Below are 15,849 nucleotides of genomic sequence, written 5' to 3' on the forward strand. Positions count from 1 at the left end.
TCAACACCGGGACTCTGCCGCCACGTCGATGGTTGACCTGGTTTTGACGAGGACTTAGGGGCCGCCTGGGCATTGTGCAACGCTCCAGGCGGGTCCCTCAGTCCTTGGCGGGGCCCGTGCTGCGCCGTACGACGAGTTCGGGGACGACCTGGCGCAGGCGCGAGGCCTTGCCGGGGTCGCCGATCCGGTCGCTGAGCAGGGCCGCGGCCGAGCGGCCCATGGCACGGCGGGGCTGGTCGACGGTGGTCAGCGAGATCGCCGAGGCCCCCGAGAGGTGCGTGTTGTCGTATCCGATCACCGAGAGGTCCTCGGGCACCCGCAGGTCCAGCTCGGCCGCCGCGGAGAGCACGCCCATGGCGACCGCGTCGTTGGAGGCGAAGATCGCGCTGGGCCGGGGGAAACGGGTGAGCAGGCTCCGTGCCGCCGCCGCGCCGCTCTCCTCGGTGCAGTCGCCCTGCTCGACCATGATGTACGGCGCCAGCGCGTGCCTGCGCATCTCGACCAGGTAGCCCTCGCAGCGGAACCGCCCGGATGAGGAGCGGGTGCCCTCGATGTGGGCGATCCTGCGGTGGCCGAGGGAGACGAGGTGGTCGATGGCCAGCCGGGCGCCCAGCTGGTCGTCGTCCGCGACGATGTCCACCCCGCCGAGATCGATGTCGCGCTCGCCCACCACGACCGTCGGCGTGTAGCCGGTGGCCTCGATGAGCGTCTCGCTGGTGGGCGCTATGCCGAGCAGGACGAGACCGTCCACCCGTAGTTCCAGGAAGGCTTCGACCGCCTCCACCTCGAAGGCCGGATCCCACTGGCTGTTGCCGATGAGAAGCCGGAGGCCGTCGCCGTGCAGGCTCTCCTGCAGGCCGTCCAGGAATTCGGCGTAGAAAGGGTTGTGCAGGTCGGCGACGAGCGCCCCGACCAGATGTGTGCGGCCTTCGACCAGGCTGCGTGCGACGGCGTTGGGCCGGTAGCCGAGCTCTCTGGCCGCCTGGAGCACGGCCTGCCGGCGGTGCTCGCTCACATGCGGTGAACCGCGCAGCACGAGCGAGACCAGTGATTTGGAGACACCGGCTCGCTCGGCCACGTTGCGGATCGTGGGCCGCGGACGTGGGCCGGGATCGTTCGGCGAGACGGGCTCGGCGAATCGGCGGCTTCGGGTGACGGTGGTGTTGACCGGCGGTCCTGACATGGCTCTCCCCCGGGATGGTGGATGGGCACCTGTCACTCAAAACGATCGAGTTCCGAATGGGGTACGGCTTCTGCCCAAGGGAACTCCGATCTTGACGACATCGCCGCCGCGATCGACTCCGATAGTGTGCGGAGTGTGGGTTCGACATCCGGAGCGGCCAAACAGGACGACCCTGTTACGGAGGGCACGCGACCGGCGCGGCGCAGGCTCAGCGTGGACCAGCGTCGTGAGGAGCTCATGGCGGCGGCTCTGGAGCTGTTCAGCAAGCAGGATGCCGAGGGTGTCTCGATCGACGACGTGGCCTCGGCCGCCGGAGCGTCGCGGGCCCTGGTCTACCACTACTTCGGTGGCAAGCAGGAACTCTACGTCGCCGCACTGAGGAGCGCCGCGGCACAACTGGAGGCGCGGCTCCGGCCTCTTGAGGGCGGCCGCCCGATCGACGAGCTCGCCACCGGGCTGGGACGTTACTTCGACTTCGTCGAGGAGCGCGCGGCGGGCTTCGCCGCACTGCTCAGGGGCGGTCCCACCAACCGCAGCGGCGAGATCGGGGAGATCGTCGACAGTGTCCGGCACCGCCTGTTCCGCCTCGTCATGAGGCAGATGAGGGTCCATGAACCCGGGCCCGTGCTCCGCATCACCCTGCGTTCGTGGATCGCGTCGGTCGAGACGGCCGGCCTCGACTGGCTGGAACACCGGGACATCGATCGGGCGGAACTCGAGGGCATGCTGGTCGGCCAGATGATGGCCCTGCTCCGGGTGGCCGCGGACCGCGATCCGCAGGCCGGGCAGCTCCTCGGTGACCTGACCGACGAGAACACGCCGTAGCGACCGGGCGCCCGAAAGAACGGCGGAAGCCATGCGGAAACGGTGCCGGGGCGGCGCCGGGCGGGCGACGCCGCTCCCCACAGACAACGCGTATGGCTTGCGCGCTCACGTGGTGAGCGCGCGCTTGTTTCCCCCTAGAAGGTCCCCGTCTTACTCAGAGCGCTGTTGCGGAATCCCCGCGAGCAGCGCGCGAACCTCGGTCTCCCGGTAGCGGCGGTGCCCACCCAGAGTGCGGATGGACGTCAACTTGCCGGCCTTCGCCCACCGCGTAACGGTCTTGGGATCGACGCGGAACATGGTTGCGACCTCCGCCGGGGTGAGCAGCGGCTCTGCCTCGGGTGTACGAGCTGACATTTGTGCGGCCTCTCCTCCATGTGGACCGGCGACAGCGATCCTGCGACTTGACGCTTGTCACGGATGTCCCCTTATGGCCCCTTGCGTGCGGCTGTTCGGGCCATATGCGGCATCACCCGATGTGACCATACAGCCACGTAGAGCGATTGGCGAGCCTTTGAGTGGCTCATCTCTCATGTGTACCTGTTGTTGTCACGCTCGGTGATTCTAGCGACACGTTTCGTGGTATCGCAGCGAAAACGGCAAACTACTCAGTTCGTAGACGTGTCGTCGGTCATCGACCGAACTACTTATGCAGGTCAGAGGGATGATTTGCGACTCAGTTTGCTGATTCGAGAAGTTGTATTGATCGCCAGCGGAGGATAACTCGCCTATACAGGGCGAAGGCCAACTCTTCCTCGCCGGTTTCCAGACCCGTCAGAGCCGCCGCGAGCTCCGCCACCGACTGGTCGCTCTGGAGCTTCTCGTCGTTCATGAGGTGGACGATGCCGCCGTAGTCGAGCTCCACCAGCGAATGCGGATGAAACTCCTCCAGCCAGCGCGCCACGTCCTCGACCTCGGTGGTCACCGCGACCGCGCCCACGTGTCTGCGGACGATCTGCAGGGCGCGGGCGCTGCGGCGCCGGGCGTGGGCCATGGACGTGACGTAGATCAGGTTACGCGTGGTGGTCGCGTCCTCCGGGGTGTCCGCCCCGTCGAGGACCAGCCAGCGCTCGTTGCCGTCGAAGGGGATGAACCACGAGGTCGGAACGTGCCATGTCGAGGTCCGGATATGGGTGCGCAGGGCGGCCGAGCCGCCACGGCGTTTGAACCTGTCGAAGTCGTCGGCCGTCTGCTCGGCGACGGAGGTCGGCACGAACCGCTCCATCAGCCGTTGCGGAGTCGCCCCGCGGAAGCGCGAGAAGGCCAGCCACGATCTCAGCCTGCTCTGCCAGGGGCAGACGTAGAGGACGCCCTCCACGCGCCTGAGATAGGCGTTGGGGCTCTCCTGGGCGGGTGCGGGGGTGGGAGGAACCCCCAGGAGGCGGCGGACCGCCTCGCCGTGCTCGGCGTGGAGCGCGCTCGCGCGGCGGGGCCGGTCGACGGTCTCGGCGTAGGCGGCCCACGAGACGCGTTCCGGCGGGGTGAACGCGGTCAGTGGTTCATAGACGCGGAGGTACGCGGCATAGGGCAGCACGTCCGCATCGTGTCACGAAGAACCCGTCGCTGTCCGGTATCGACCACGTGACGGCCGGTGTGACGCCTGCCGCGTCCCGGGCGTCACGAGACCGGAGAACCAGCCATGACCTCCGTCAATCCACTCAAAGTTGTGGTTACGCTGATAGTGATCTCCGCCGCGACGGAGCGGCGGACCGGACGACCGGGAGTCACCACAGTGACCGACGTCTTCGGGCTGTCCCACAAGGACATCAGCCCCGCAAGCGGCCAGACGAAACACGAGCAGGTCGTCTTCTGCTCCGATGAGCGCAGCGGCCTCCACGCGATCATCGCGATCTACAACACCGCCCTCGGCCCAGGCCTCGGGGGCACCAGGTTCTACCCCTACGAGAGCGAGCAGGCGGCGCTGGCCGACGTGCTCAACCTCTCTCGGGCGATGGCCTACAAGAACGCCCTGGCCGGGCTCGACCTCGGCGGTGGCAAGGCCGTCATCATCGGCGACCCGGCGACGGACAAGAGCGAGGCGCTGCTGCGCGCCTACGGCCGGTTCGTGCAGTCGCTGGGGGGCCGCTACTTCACCGCGTGCGACGTGGGCACCTACAGCGAGGACATGGACATCGTGGCCCGTGAGAGCTCGTACGTGACCGGCCGCACGGTGGCCCACGGCGGCGCGGGCGACTCGTCGATCCTGACCGCCTATGGCGTGTTCCAGGGCATGCGGGCCGCGGCCGAGCACGCCTACGGCGCACCGGTGCTGCGTGGCCGGCGGGTCGGGGTCGAGGGCGTGGGCAAGGTGGGTCACCGGCTGGTCGACCATCTCGTCGAGGACGGTGCCGAGGTGGTGATCTGCGACGTCAGCGAGCAGGCGGTCGAGCGGGTCCGGCGGCGTCACCCCGGCGTCGAGGTCGTCGCCGACCAGCGGGAGCTGACCGCGGCCGACATCGACGTCTACGCGCCGTGCGCGCTCGGCGGGGCGCTGGACGACGACACGGTCGCCCGGCTGCGCGCCGCGATCGTCTGCGGCGGGGCGAACAACCAGCTGGCCCACCCGGGGGTGGAGAAGGAGCTCGCCGACCGCGGGATCCTCTACGCGCCCGACTACGTGGTCAACTCCGGCGGCGTCATCCAGGTCGCGGACGAGATCGGCGGGTTCAACATGGAGCGGGCCAAGGCAAAGGCGACCCAGATCTACGACACGACTCTCAAGATTTTTGCCACGGCGGCGGAGGATGGCGTCCCCCCGGCTGTCGCAGCCGATAGGCTAGCTGAGCGCAGAATGTCGGAAGTCGGGCGAATTAGGGGCATTTGGCTAGGCGCCTAGCCCCTCACGCCCATACGGCGTACCGAGCCGGGCGTAAAACAGGTACGGTTGTAGTCGAACGAGAGCTGATGCCTAAGTCAGGTGGCGTCAGTGGGTGGTGCGTTAGCGACGAGGGGTCGGGCACGACCCCACACGAGGGGGTCGAGCCAATGGGGCGCGGCCGAGCAAAGGCCAAGCAGGTCAAGGTTGCTCGCCAGCTGAAGTACAACAGCGGTGGCACTGATCTTGAGCGTCTTCGCGACGAGCTCGGAGTCAGAGATGACTCCAACCACGATGACGACGCCAACGACGCCTACGATGAGCTGGCGGATCGGTATGCCGATTACGCCGATGACTTCGGTTCTGGTGACAAACCGGACGAAGGTGCGTCCGGCCGCCGTTAGGCGAGCTTCAGGTTGAGTGTGAGCGGGACACCCGGTGGTCAACGACCACCGGGTGTTTTCTCCGTATGTGTCGGTTCAGCTCAGCGCTCCGGTGGTCCGGGGCGCTTTTCGTCGTCCCGTACTCGTGATTCCCGGTGTACGGCGGGGCGCCGACGGTGGCCGGCGCCCCCACGCCTCAGCGGTAACGCGCCTCACCGGTGCCGGGGACGACCTCGCCGAGCACCCAGGCCGGAAGGCCACGCTCCTTGAGCAGGGCCAGCGCCCCGTCGACGGCGTCCGCCGCGACGATCGCCGCCATGCCCACACCCAGGTTGAAGGTGCGGTCCATGTCGGCCTGTGCCACCTTGCCGTGTCCCGCCAGCAGTTCGAAGACGGCGGGCGGGGTCCAGGACGAACGGTCCAGCAGCGCGTCCAGCGTCGGCGGCAGCGAGCGGGACAGGTTGCCCGCGAGACCTCCGCCGGTGATGTGCGCGTACGCGTGGACGTCGGCCGAGCGGGCCAGCTCCAGGCAGTCCAGGGAGTAGATCCGGGTCGGCTCCAGCAACTCCTCGCCCAGTGACCGGCCGAGCTCGGCGAACTCGGCCTCCAGGGAGAGCCCGGCGAGCTTGATGATGTGCCGGACCAGCGAGTAGCCGTTGGAGTGCACGCCGGAGGAGGCCAGCGCCAGCACCACGTCGCCCGCACGGACCCGGTCCCGGCCGAGCATCGTGTCGGCCTCCACCACACCGGTGGCGGCACCCGCGAGGTCGTACTCGTCGGCGCCCATGGCTCCGGGGTGCTCGGCCGTCTCGCCGCCGATCAGGGCACAGCCCGCCAGGCGGCAGCCCTCGGCGACACCGCCCACGATCTCGGCGATCCGCTCCGGGACGACCTTCCCGCAGGCGATGTAGTCGGTCATGAACAGCGGTTCGGCGCCGCAGACCACCAGGTCGTCCACGACCATGCCGACCAGGTCGACGCCGATCGTGTCGTGCTTGCCGAGTGCCTGCGCCAGCATGACCTTGGTGCCGACCCCGTCGGTCGAGGTCGTCAGCAGCGGTCGCCGGTAGCCCAGCAGGGCCGAGGCGTCGAAGAGGCCGGCGAAGCCGCTGGCGTCGTCGACCACCTCGGGCCGCCGGGACCGCGCGACCTTCGACTTCATCAGCTCGACGGCGCGCTCACCGGCGTCGATGTCAACGCCGGCGGCGGCGTAGCTCGTCATGCGTCCTCCCTCTCAGGTCGCACGACCGAGGAGCCGCGCTCGGTCGCGGCTCCGCCGTCCTGCCTGCCGTCCCGGTTCACAGCTTGCCCTCCAGGACGTATTTGCCGACGTTGTCGCGGTCGATGGCGATGGGATACACGCCGTCGAAGCAGGCGCGGCAGAGCCGTTCGGCCGGGATGGTGGTGGCCTCGGTCAGGCCCTCCAGCGAGATGTACCCGAGGGAGTCGGCGCCGAGGGAGGCACGGATCTCCTCCACACTGAGCGAACCGGCGATCAGCTCGGCACGGGTGGCGAAATCGATGCCGTAGAAGCACGGCCAGGAGACCGGCGGAGAGGAGATCCGGACATGGACCTCGCGTGCGCCGGCCTCGCGCAGCATCTTGACGATCGCCCGCTGGGTGTTGCCTCGCACGATCGAGTCGTCCACCACGACCAGGCGCTTGCCCGCGACGACTTCCTTCAGCGGGTTGAGCTTGAGCCGGATGCCGAGCTGGCGGATCGTCTGGGACGGCTGGATGAAGGTGCGGCCGACATAGGAGTTCTTGACCAGGCCCTGGCCGTACGGGATCCCGCTCTCCTCGGCGTAACCGACGGCGGCGGGGGTGCCCGACTCGGGCGTCGGGATGACCAGGTCGGCCTCGACCGGGTGTTCGCGGGCCAGGACCCGGCCGACCTCGACGCGGGTGGTCTGCACGCCGCGCCCGGCGATCGTGGTGTCGGGCCGGGCCAGGTAGACGTATTCGAACAGGCAGCCCTTGGGCTCGGCCAGTGCGAACCGGCGGGACTGCACGCCCCGCTCGTCGATGGTGATCAGCTCGCCGGGCTCGATCTCGCGGACGAACGTGGCGCCCACGATGTCGAGGGCGGCGGTCTCGGATGCGACCGCCCAGCCGCGCTCCAGCCGCCCGAGGACCAGCGGGCGGATGCCCTGCGGGTCACGGGCCGCGTACAGCGTCTTCTCGTCCATGAAGACCAGCGAGTAGGCGCCCTTGACCTGGGGCAGCAGCTCCGCGGCGGCGTCGTCGATGGACTGGCTGCGGTCCTGGGCCAGCAGCGACGTCAACACCTCGGTGTCGGTGGTCGCCCTGGTCGCGCCCGGGGCCAGCCGCTGGGCCAGCTCCGGAGTGTTGATCAGGTTTCCGTTGTGGGCGAGCGCGAGCCCGCCGTCCTCGGTCGAGCTCAGCGTCGGCTGGGCGTTCTCCCAGACACTCGATCCGGTGGTCGAGTAGCGGCAGTGACCGATGGCCAGGTGGCCGCGGAGAGTACCGAGCACCGACTCGTCGAAGACCTGGGCGACGAGGCCCATGTCCTTGTAGACGAGAATCCGGCTGCCTTCACTGACCGCGATACCCGCGGATTCCTGACCGCGGTGTTGTAACGCGTACAGCCCGTAGTAGGTGAGTTTGGAGACTTCCTCCCCCGGTGCCCAGACGCCGAAGACGCCACATGCGTCCTTCGGGGGCTGGTCATGGGGGTCAAGGTCATGGCTCAGATGGCCGTCGCCCTTCAGCACATGCCTCAGTCTAGGTCGGCTTCCTCATTGCTCGTACCTCGGGGGGCGGGTCTGAGGGCTGTGTTCCCTGTTGCCGAACAATCGTTGGTCTTTTGCCGTGTCGGCCTGTTTTATCGCAAAGGAGCGGGGGAACCTGAGGTATCCGGCATGCCTACGCGTCGGGAGAGTGGACGTGACAACACCTGAGGACCCCAACCAGCCCGATCCGCGGCGGGATTCGCGAGACCGGCGATCCGAGCCGGAGGGGCCGGACCAGCAGCCCTCTGACGGTCCGGAAGAGACCTCCGTTCCGGACGAGCCGGCCGTTTTCCGTCCCGAGGACCCCTCCACCTGGTCGGCCCCCGACCCCGCTCCCGCACGTCCTCCGTCGGAGCCCACGCCCGGAGAGCCGTCGTCCACGCAGCCGCCGGTGGAGCCGGAGGAACCGGAGAGAACGGCTCCGCGGCTTCCCGACCCCGACCGGCCCGGTGAGCCCCCGGAATGGCCGCCGATCTCCACGCCGCGCGAACCGCAGGTTCCGGCGCACCCGGATGTGCCCTCCGCGCCGGAGGTTCCCCAGCCGGTCCAGGCGGACCCGGGCGACGCAGGTCCGGATGATGCGGGTTCAGGCGGAGCAGCCCGCGAGGGTACGGCCCGTGAGGGTACGGCCCGCGACGGCGCAGACCGTGACGGTACGGCCCGCGACGGTACGGCCCGCGACGGCGTAGACCGTGACGGCACTGACGCGTCCCCGGGCGCCCAGGATGCCGGATCTCAGCCCTCCTATCCGGTTCCCGGCGCCCCGCCGCCCGCCTACCCGGGCTGGGAGAGCGCCTCCGAAACGCCGTCCTCGAAGGACGACGAGGACGTCACCGGTGTGCCCCCCGCTGCCACCCAGCCTTCGCGCTACGAGCCGCCGAGCCCGTCCGGTGCTCAGCCGCCGTCCTATGAGCCGCCGGCCTCGCCTGAGGCACGGCACCAGACCTCCGGGCAGTCCGAAGGCGTCCAGCCGACCGCGCCGACCGTGCCGGGTGGCCCGTACGGCGGCCCCGCCCCGGGTGTCCACCGGGGCCTCTCCGGCGACGACCTCTCCACCGAGACCTCTCCCGGCACGGGTTCCTACGGGGCTTCCCACGGCGGCGATGTGCCCGAGGGCCGACCGGACGAGCCCTCCCAGCAGCCACCGCCCTACCCGCCGCAGGGCGGCCCGGCCTACCCGTCAGGCGGCACGCCCTACCCGCCGCAGGGTGGCCCCGCCTACCCGTCAGGCCAGCCGTACCAGGGGCAGCCTCCGCCCTATCCGGGCTACCCGGGCGGCACGCCGTACCCGGCGCCTCCGACGGGCGACTGGTCGCGCAGGCAGGGTGGAGGTCTCGGCACCACCGCGCTCGTGCTCGGCATCGTGAGCCTCTTCCTGCTCGTCGTGTGCGGTATCGGCGTGCTGACGGCCGTAGTAGGACTGGTCATCGGCATCATCGCGGTCGCCAAGAACTCCAACCGTGGCCGCGCCTGGGTGGGCATCGTGCTGAGCGCTCTGGCTCTGATCATCGCCGTGGTGTTGCTGAGCTGGCTTTACAGCAGGATCGGCGACTGCGCCAACCTGCCGACCGAACTCCAGCAGCGCTGCATCGAGGAGAGGCTGGGCGTACAGGTCCGGACCAACCCCTGACGCCACGGGAAGAAGCCTGCGGTCATCAGACCCGTGCCCCGGACGTCGGGCTCCGGACGTCGAGTTCCAAGCTCCGGGCTCTGGGAGTCGGGCTCCAAGCTCCGGGCTCCGGATGTCGGGCTCCGGATGTCGGGCCCGGTCGGTCGCGACCGCCGATCACCGGCCGTCGGGTCGCGGACGCCCGGTAGCGGGTCTCCACGGCCCGGCGGACACCGGGTCTACGGGACCGGCAGGTGGTCGGACAGGTCGGCCCGGGCCCCGCTCGCGGTGACCTTTCCCGCCGCCACCGCCTCGGCCCATGTCAGCCGTCCGGTGGCCAGCTCCAGCCAGGTCCGGCCGTCGGTCTCCACCACGTTCGGCGGGGTGCCCCGCGTGTGCCGGGGGCCTTCCACGCACTGCACCGCCGCATATGGAGGGACCCGCACCTCGACGGTCCGTCCGGGAGCCGCCGTCGCCAACCGGTCCAGCAGGTGTCGTACGGCGAAACGCGCGATCTCCCGCTCCGGCCGGACCTGCCGCTCATAGGCCCGCAACACCACCGGCACGCATGCCGCCAGCAGTGCCGGAAGGTCTCCGGGGCCGTCGTAGGACGGTTCGTCGAGGGCGGTCAACTGGGCGTCCAGGGCGGCGCGGACCTTGGCGGGATCAGGCTTGTGAGGCGGCACGCCTTCATCATGCCCCTTCGGGGCCCGCTCTCGGCCGCGGCGGACGGTACCCCGGCGGGTGCCCGCCCTCCGGAACACCGGCGGGGGCGGGCGGCGCAGGCCTTGCCGCGACGGGTGCGGCCGACGTCTCCCACCCTTTCAGGCCGCCGGTACGGCGAGGCGTTCGCCGGTGGTCTCCGCGCTGCCGGGGTCCTGCGCAGCTGCGGGGGAACGCAGGGAGAAGAGGCTGACCGGTACGCCCACCAGCACGATGACCGCGGCGATGACCAGGGTGAACTGGTAGGCCTCCAGGAAGGCCGTCAGCGGCCTGGCGCCGTCCTGGAGGATCGAGCTCTGCCTGCCGCTGAGGATCGCCCCGAGGACGGTGACCCCGAGCAGGCCGAAGATCTCCCGTGAGATGTTCAGCACGCCCGAGGCCACCCCGGTGCGGCCGGTGGGGAGCGTGCCGAGGATGGCCGTGGTGAGGGGCACGAGCATCCCGCCGCCCAGTCCGTAGGCCAGGAACCACGGCAGCAGGTCACCGAACGAGCCGTCCTGCCCGATGAAGGAGATCCCGAACACCGCCACGGCCATCAGCAGGAGCCCGGCGGCCACGGTCCGCGCGGTTCCCAGAGCCCGGCTGATCCGCTGGGCGACGGCCGCGGTCACAGCCATCACCAGCGCCATCGGCACGAACGAGAGCCCGGCCTCCGTCGGTGAGAAGCCCAGTGCGTTCTGCAGGTACAGCGCGGTGAAGAAGTAGATCCCGAAGACCCCGAACGACCACAGCCCCATCGACAGCAGACCTCCGCTGAACACCCGGGACCGGAACAGCGACAGGTCGATCATCGGCTCGTGGCTCCTGGTCTCGATCACCGCGAACGCCGCCGCGAACGCCGCAGCCAGGCCGAACGAGACCAGGATCTCCGGTGAGGTCCACCCGGCCCCGTCGCCCTCGATGAGCGCGTAGGTCAGCGCGGACAGCGCCAGGCCCGACGTCACCAGGCCGGGAACGTCCAGGCTGTGCCGTACGCGGTCCTGCGGGGTCACCCGGATCGCCCACAGGCCGAGCCCGAGGGTCACGACCCCGATCGGCACGTTGATCAGGTAGATCCACCCCCAGTGCCACCGCTCACTGATGAGTCCGCCGGTCAGCGGGCCGAGGGCCAGGGCCAGCGCGCCGACCGCGCTCCACAGTCCGACCGCGGTCGCCCGCTCCCGGGGGTCGGGGAAGATCGAGGTGAGCAGGGCGAGCGCGGTGGGCGCGAGAAACGCGGCGCCGACGCCCTGGAGCGCCCGAGCGGCGATCAGGCCCGTGCCGTCCGTGGCCAGCCCGGCGGCGAACGACGCCGCGGTGAACACACCGAGCCCGATCATGAAGATCCGCCGCCGTCCGAAGACGTCCGCCAGGCGTCCGCCGGTCAGCATCAGCCCGGCGAAGACCAGGATGTAACCGCTCACGATCCATTCCAGGCCCGAGATGCCCAACCCGAGGTCCCGCTGGATCGTCGGCAGCGCGACGTTGACCACGTTGTTGTCCAGGTACGTCATGAAGGTGGCCAGTGAGATCGCTCCCAATGCCCACCATCTGCGGTTGTCCGTCACAGCCCCTCCTCTACGTCGTACATGTACGGCGTACATGTACGACGTAGAGTTGAACGTGTACGGCGTATAGTTGTCAAGCGTGATGGGAAAACTGACGCGTGAGGCCGTCGTCGAGCAGGCGCTGGAGATCGGCTCGGCCGAGGGGCTCCAGGCGGTGACCATCCGGCGGCTCGCCCAGGAGCTGGGGGTCACCCCGATGGCGCTGTACTGGCACTTCAAGAACAAGGAGCAACTGCTCGTCGGCATGGCGGACCACCTGATCGAGGGGTTCGTGATCGCCGATGACCACGCCAGGCCGTGGCAGGAGCAGCTCCGCGAGCTCGTCACCGGCCTGGTCAGGGTGCTGCGCCACTACCCGTGCGCGGCGGCCGTGCTGGAGGAGGTGGACCAGATGACCGTGCCGAACTTCCTGCGGGTGTGGGACACCGCGCTCGGCCTGGCCAAGCAGGCGGGGTTCTCCTACGAGGAGAACTGCCTGATCTCCAATTACCTGCTTCGGGGGGCGATCGCCCTGGCCGCCGCCGGCCCGATGAACCGCCGTCCGAGTGCGACGAGCGAGGAGGGGGCCGCCTGCCTGCGCGTCAAGCGCGCCACCCTCCAGTCGCTGCCGCCGGACGTCTACCCGCACATCGTGGAGATGGCGGGCCCTCTCGTCGACGGCGGCACGACCGAGCTCTACGACACTTTCGGCATCGACATCCTGATGACCGGCATCGAGACCATGGCGGCCCGCCTCCACGTGGACTGACCTCGGCCGGAACGGCCGTGTGCGAACAGGTGCCGGGCATCCGTGACCCGGCGCGTCCGGCGGTGTCCGCCTGGTCCCGGTGGCTCGTCTTGGGGGCCGGACCCTCACCGGGACGGGTTCGGGGAGAGGTCTCGCCCAGGATCGTCGGGGAGGCGGTCAGCCCTTCTTTCGATGGCGACGGCGCGAGGTGGACAGCAGGATCAGGCAGGCGCCGACCAGCACGGCCCCCGCTCCCGCCAGCGCCTGGACCGCCAGACGACGGCCGTCGATCCCGGTGAACGGCAGGCTGGCATCCCCGGTCGGTGCGGGACCTACGGGGCCGGGGCCGATGTTCCCGAAGTCCACGGGTTCGGAGCCTTCGAAATCGCTCCCGAAGTCCACGGGGTCGGAGTCTTCGGAATCGGCGTTCCCGGGTCCGTGGTGCTTGGGTCGGGGGTGCCCGGAACCGGGGTCGGCGGGTTCGGTGTCCCCCAGACCGGCCCCGACGCCGGCCTCGGCGCCGGCCTCGATGTCCCCGATTTTGGTTTCGACACCGGCCTCGATGTCATCAAGGAGATCGTCCCCGACGCCGGCGTTGATGTCCCCGAACCAGATCGGCCAGCGGTTGGTCGGTGTCGGTGCCGGTGTCGGTGCGGGGAGCACCCGGAACGAGGCCTCGGTGGACGCCGAGGAGTCGTCCGCCCCTCGGTCCGCACCGTTTCTGTCCGCACCGTTGCCGATGGGGCGTGCCCAGCTGGCCGAGGGACCACTGTCGGCGCGTGCCCCGGCGCCGAAAGAGCCAGACAGAAAGGGCATAAATATCCATAAAGTAAGAAAAACAAGTATTCGCCGACTTTGCATGGTACCCCCCGGAAAAGCATTTATTTGGCGGCTGGTTTCATTAATTCTCGCCGAGTCGCCATTTACACCTATCCAGCGATCAGTATCTTCCTAATTCACATTCATTGCTTGCCGTCCTCCAGGCCACGGTCCACGAGCGTGTGTGCCGGTCCGAGGCCCTTGGGGTGTTCTGGTGGGAGGAAGGACTCATGCGTGGTGGCCGCCGGGAAATCGCCCGCCCGCAGAGTACGGCGCGGGCGGGCCAGCAGCGCGGAAACGGCGCCGCAGAGGGCGATGGCGCACAGGACGGCATAAGTGGTGCGGAAGCCATTCATGAGCTGGTCCACGGCGACGGGAGACAGGCGGGAGAGGGTGCCCGCGTATACCTGGTCGCGTAGTCCGGCGCCGACCGAGCCGGTGACGACGCTCAGGGTGAGGGCGACGCTGAGCACGATCCCGACATTCATGATCATGAGCCGGAAGCCGTTCACCACGCCGAGACTCCCGGCGGGCAGGGCGGCCATGACCTGGGTGGTGTTGCCGGTGAGGAAGGTACCGCTGCCACAGCCGCACAGGAACAGGCCCACCCCGACGACCCCGTACGGCGTCGCGGGATCGGTGTTCAGCATCAGGACGCCGAGCCCCGCCGTACTCAGCAGTGAGCCTCCGACGGACAGCGTGTAAGGGGAGACCCGGCGTCCGAGCGAGCCCGCGACCGGCGAGGCCAGGGCCATGCCGACCGGGACGGGCAGCACGCCCAGGGCGGCCGTGACGGCGTCGACGCCCCGGGCCGCCTGGAAGTAGAGGGCGACGAGCAGGATCAGCGCCGCGCGGGCCAGCGCGTTGCAGAACGAGGCGAGGTTGGCGAAGGCGAGCATGCGCTCTCCGAAGAGCCGCACGTTGAGTACGGGATGCGACGCCCGCCGCTCCACGACGGCCAGAACCGGGATCAGGACCGCGCAGACGGAGGCGCCGACGATCACGACGGGGCTGGACACGCCCCGCGACCCCGCCTCGGACAGCGTGATGAGCGCGGCCGACAGCACGGCGAAGACGAGCAGGTTGCCGAGCGCGTCCACCGGCTCGCGCGGCCTGCGGGTGACGCGGCGGAGGGTGAACGCTCCCCAGAGGAGGGCGACCAGGCCGGCGGGCACGTTCATCCAGAAGATCCACTGCCAGCCGGCGGTCTCTGCAATGAGGCCGCCCAGGGTGGGGCCGGCGAGCTGGGCGACCGACAGGGTGCCGATGTAGACGCCCATGCCCTGGCTGAGGCGGTCCGGAGGGAAGGCGTCGGCGATGATCACTGTCCCGTTGGCCAGGATCATCGCGGCTCCGACGGCCTGCACCGCCCGCATCGCGATCAGGGACCAGACCCCCGGCGACAGCCCCGCCAGCAGCGACCCCATCGTGAAGAGGGCGAATCCCGCCAGGTAGACCTCCCTGCGACCGAGCAGGTCGGCCACCCGGCCGAAGAACACCAGGGTTGCGGTGTTGACGAGCAGGAAGGCCAGCAGGATCCAGCCGGCGGCGAACGCGTCCGCGCCGAAGTGCCTGACGACCGAGGGAAGCGCCACGTTCAGCGTGCTTCCCGAGATGCCGATCAGCACCAGGCCGAGACTGGTGACGGAGCAGACCCGCCACGCGTAGCGGAGTTTCGACAGGTACTCGGGGGAGCCGGGCAGGTCCTGGGGGATTGAGACCATGCGTCCCAGTCTGACGTACGCCGTACTTGTGCCTGCGGGGAGATCGTCCGCGCGGTGTCAGCGGGCCCGTCTGCGGAGGCCCTCCATATCGTGGACGATCACGCGGCGACGTCCCGTCTCGATCAGTCCGCGGTCCCGGAGCGAACGCAGCGCCTTGCTGACCGCCTCGCGTGAGGCACCGGTCCAGCCGGCCAGTTCGTCCTGGGAGAGGGGGAGCGCCACCCGTACCCCGCCGTTGACCGGCTCGCCGTACCGCTCGGCCAGCTCGACCAGCCGGGTCGCCACCCGGCCCGTGGTGTCGAACGCTCCGTACTCGATCCGCTTGCGGTCGGAGTCGCGCATCTTGCCGATCAACATCTGCATGAGCAGCACCGCGACCCGGCCGTTCTCCCGCAGGTAGCCGGGGAAGTCGCGGATCGTGATGCCCTCGACCGGCTCCAGCGCGGTGACCGTGGCAGACCTCGGCAGGCCGTCGAGCACGGCGAACTCGCCGAGCAGCGCGCCCGGTCCGCGCACCGCGAGGACCACCTCGATCCCGGCGGCGGTGTGCGAGGAGACCTTGACACGACCGGAGGTCAGCAGGAGCACCCACTCGGCGGTGTCGCCCTCGGTGCACACCGCCGCGCCGCGATCCCAGCGCCGGGGGCGCCCCGCCGCGTGCAGCGCGGCGACCTCATCGGCGTTGAGCAAGGTGACGAACTCGCCCGGTTCGGGGGTGGGACTCACGGTGCCTCCTGGCGACGT

15 protein-coding genes are annotated in these 15,849 nt (G+C 69.6%); 5 read left to right on the forward strand and 10 right to left on the reverse strand.

Annotation, left to right across the window (positions count from 1 at the left end):
• Positions 1-97: 97 nt before the first annotated feature.
• Positions 98-1,183, reverse strand: coding sequence for a LacI family DNA-binding transcriptional regulator (locus OHA77_RS22865; protein ID WP_326826237.1), 1,086 nt, complete (start codon positions 1,181-1,183; stop codon positions 98-100).
• A gap of 135 nt (positions 1,184-1,318) precedes the next feature.
• Here OHA77_RS22865 and OHA77_RS22870 point away from each other — a divergent pair, with 135 nt between their 5' ends.
• On the forward strand, positions 1,319-2,008 hold the full coding sequence (locus tag OHA77_RS22870; RefSeq protein ID WP_406311564.1) for a TetR/AcrR family transcriptional regulator: 690 nt from the start codon (positions 1,319-1,321) through the stop codon (positions 2,006-2,008).
• Between the two features lie 150 nt (positions 2,009-2,158).
• On the opposite strand, the gene bldC is transcribed toward OHA77_RS22870, so the two are convergent.
• On the reverse strand, positions 2,159-2,362 hold the full coding sequence (gene bldC / locus OHA77_RS22875; RefSeq protein WP_013133571.1) for a developmental transcriptional regulator BldC: 204 nt from the start codon (positions 2,360-2,362) through the stop codon (positions 2,159-2,161).
• A 319-nt stretch (positions 2,363-2,681) separates the two neighbouring features.
• Positions 2,682-3,539 carry a hypothetical protein gene (locus OHA77_RS22880; RefSeq protein ID WP_326826235.1) on the reverse strand — a complete coding sequence of 286 codons (858 nt, stop codon included), beginning with the start codon at positions 3,537-3,539 and terminating at the stop codon, positions 2,682-2,684.
• A 198-nt stretch (positions 3,540-3,737) separates the two neighbouring features.
• On the opposite strand from OHA77_RS22880, the gene OHA77_RS22885 reads away from it, so the two are divergent.
• Positions 3,738-4,841 carry a Leu/Phe/Val dehydrogenase gene (locus OHA77_RS22885; protein WP_406311565.1) on the forward strand — a complete coding sequence of 368 codons (1,104 nt, stop codon included), beginning with the start codon at positions 3,738-3,740 and terminating at the stop codon, positions 4,839-4,841.
• Between the two features lie 149 nt (positions 4,842-4,990).
• Entirely contained in the window at positions 4,991-5,224 is a 234-nt protein-coding gene (locus OHA77_RS22890; protein ID WP_326826233.1) for a DUF3073 domain-containing protein, read from the forward strand.
• Between the two features lie 175 nt (positions 5,225-5,399).
• Here the strand turns inward: OHA77_RS22890 and purM are convergent, their stop codons facing one another.
• On the reverse strand, positions 5,400-6,425 hold the full coding sequence (gene purM, locus OHA77_RS22895) for a phosphoribosylformylglycinamidine cyclo-ligase (RefSeq protein ID WP_406311567.1): 1,026 nt from the start codon (positions 6,423-6,425) through the stop codon (positions 5,400-5,402).
• A 76-nt stretch (positions 6,426-6,501) separates the two neighbouring features.
• The gene (gene purF / locus OHA77_RS22900) at positions 6,502-7,938 is read right to left on the reverse strand and encodes an amidophosphoribosyltransferase (protein ID WP_326826231.1); all 1,437 of its coding nucleotides are present in this window, start codon (positions 7,936-7,938) and stop codon (positions 6,502-6,504) included.
• A gap of 172 nt (positions 7,939-8,110) precedes the next feature.
• Here purF and OHA77_RS22905 point away from each other — a divergent pair, with 172 nt between their 5' ends.
• The gene (locus OHA77_RS22905) at positions 8,111-9,586 is read left to right on the forward strand and encodes a hypothetical protein (RefSeq protein WP_406311569.1); all 1,476 of its coding nucleotides are present in this window, start codon (positions 8,111-8,113) and stop codon (positions 9,584-9,586) included.
• 218 nt (positions 9,587-9,804) lie between these two features.
• On the opposite strand, the gene OHA77_RS22910 is transcribed toward OHA77_RS22905, so the two are convergent.
• Positions 9,805-10,251 (reverse strand): sterol carrier family protein, encoded by a 447-nt coding sequence (locus tag OHA77_RS22910; RefSeq protein WP_406311570.1) that lies wholly within the window; start codon positions 10,249-10,251, stop codon positions 9,805-9,807.
• Positions 10,252-10,389: 138 nt separating this feature from the next.
• On the reverse strand, positions 10,390-11,835 hold the full coding sequence (locus OHA77_RS22915) for an MFS transporter (protein WP_406311571.1): 1,446 nt from the start codon (positions 11,833-11,835) through the stop codon (positions 10,390-10,392).
• An 82-nt stretch (positions 11,836-11,917) separates the two neighbouring features.
• On the opposite strand from OHA77_RS22915, the gene OHA77_RS22920 reads away from it, so the two are divergent.
• Positions 11,918-12,583: a TetR/AcrR family transcriptional regulator gene (locus OHA77_RS22920; RefSeq protein WP_406319858.1), complete on the forward strand. Its 666-nt coding sequence runs from the start codon at positions 11,918-11,920 to the stop codon at positions 12,581-12,583.
• Between the two features lie 156 nt (positions 12,584-12,739).
• Here the strand turns inward: OHA77_RS22920 and OHA77_RS22925 are convergent, their stop codons facing one another.
• From OHA77_RS22925 to OHA77_RS22935, 3 genes are all read right to left on the reverse strand, one after another.
• The gene (locus tag OHA77_RS22925; protein ID WP_406311572.1) at positions 12,740-13,378 is read right to left on the reverse strand and encodes a hypothetical protein; all 639 of its coding nucleotides are present in this window, start codon (positions 13,376-13,378) and stop codon (positions 12,740-12,742) included.
• A 146-nt stretch (positions 13,379-13,524) separates the two neighbouring features.
• The gene (locus OHA77_RS22930; protein WP_406311573.1) at positions 13,525-15,105 is read right to left on the reverse strand and encodes an MFS transporter; all 1,581 of its coding nucleotides are present in this window, start codon (positions 15,103-15,105) and stop codon (positions 13,525-13,527) included.
• Between the two features lie 57 nt (positions 15,106-15,162).
• On the reverse strand, positions 15,163-15,831 hold the full coding sequence (locus tag OHA77_RS22935; protein WP_406311574.1) for a Crp/Fnr family transcriptional regulator: 669 nt from the start codon (positions 15,829-15,831) through the stop codon (positions 15,163-15,165).
• Between the last annotated feature and the right edge of the window lie 18 nt (positions 15,832-15,849).

The organism is Streptosporangium sp. NBC_01639 (assembly GCF_045209755.1).
GTDB lineage: Bacteria > Actinomycetota > Actinomycetes > Streptosporangiales > Streptosporangiaceae > Streptosporangium.

What these genes read in the sequence shown, in the direction of transcription:
- OHA77_RS22865 (WP_326826237.1), bottom strand. Translation starts at nt 1,183, where the DNA reads ATGTCAGGACCGCCGGTCAACACCACCGTCACCCGAAGCCGCCGATTC.
- bldC (WP_013133571.1), bottom strand. Translation starts at nt 2,362, where the DNA reads ATGTCAGCTCGTACACCCGAGGCAGAGCCGCTGCTCACCCCGGCGGAG.
- OHA77_RS22890 (WP_326826233.1), top strand. Translation starts at nt 4,991, where the DNA reads ATGGGGCGCGGCCGAGCAAAGGCCAAGCAGGTCAAGGTTGCTCGCCAG.
- purM (WP_406311567.1), bottom strand. Translation starts at nt 6,425, where the DNA reads ATGACGAGCTACGCCGCCGCCGGCGTTGACATCGACGCCGGTGAGCGC.
- OHA77_RS22920 (WP_406319858.1), top strand. Translation starts at nt 11,918, where the DNA reads ATGGGAAAACTGACGCGTGAGGCCGTCGTCGAGCAGGCGCTGGAGATC.
- OHA77_RS22925 (WP_406311572.1), bottom strand. Translation starts at nt 13,378, where the DNA reads ATGCCCTTTCTGTCTGGCTCTTTCGGCGCCGGGGCACGCGCCGACAGT.
- OHA77_RS22930 (WP_406311573.1), bottom strand. Translation starts at nt 15,105, where the DNA reads ATGGTCTCAATCCCCCAGGACCTGCCCGGCTCCCCCGAGTACCTGTCG.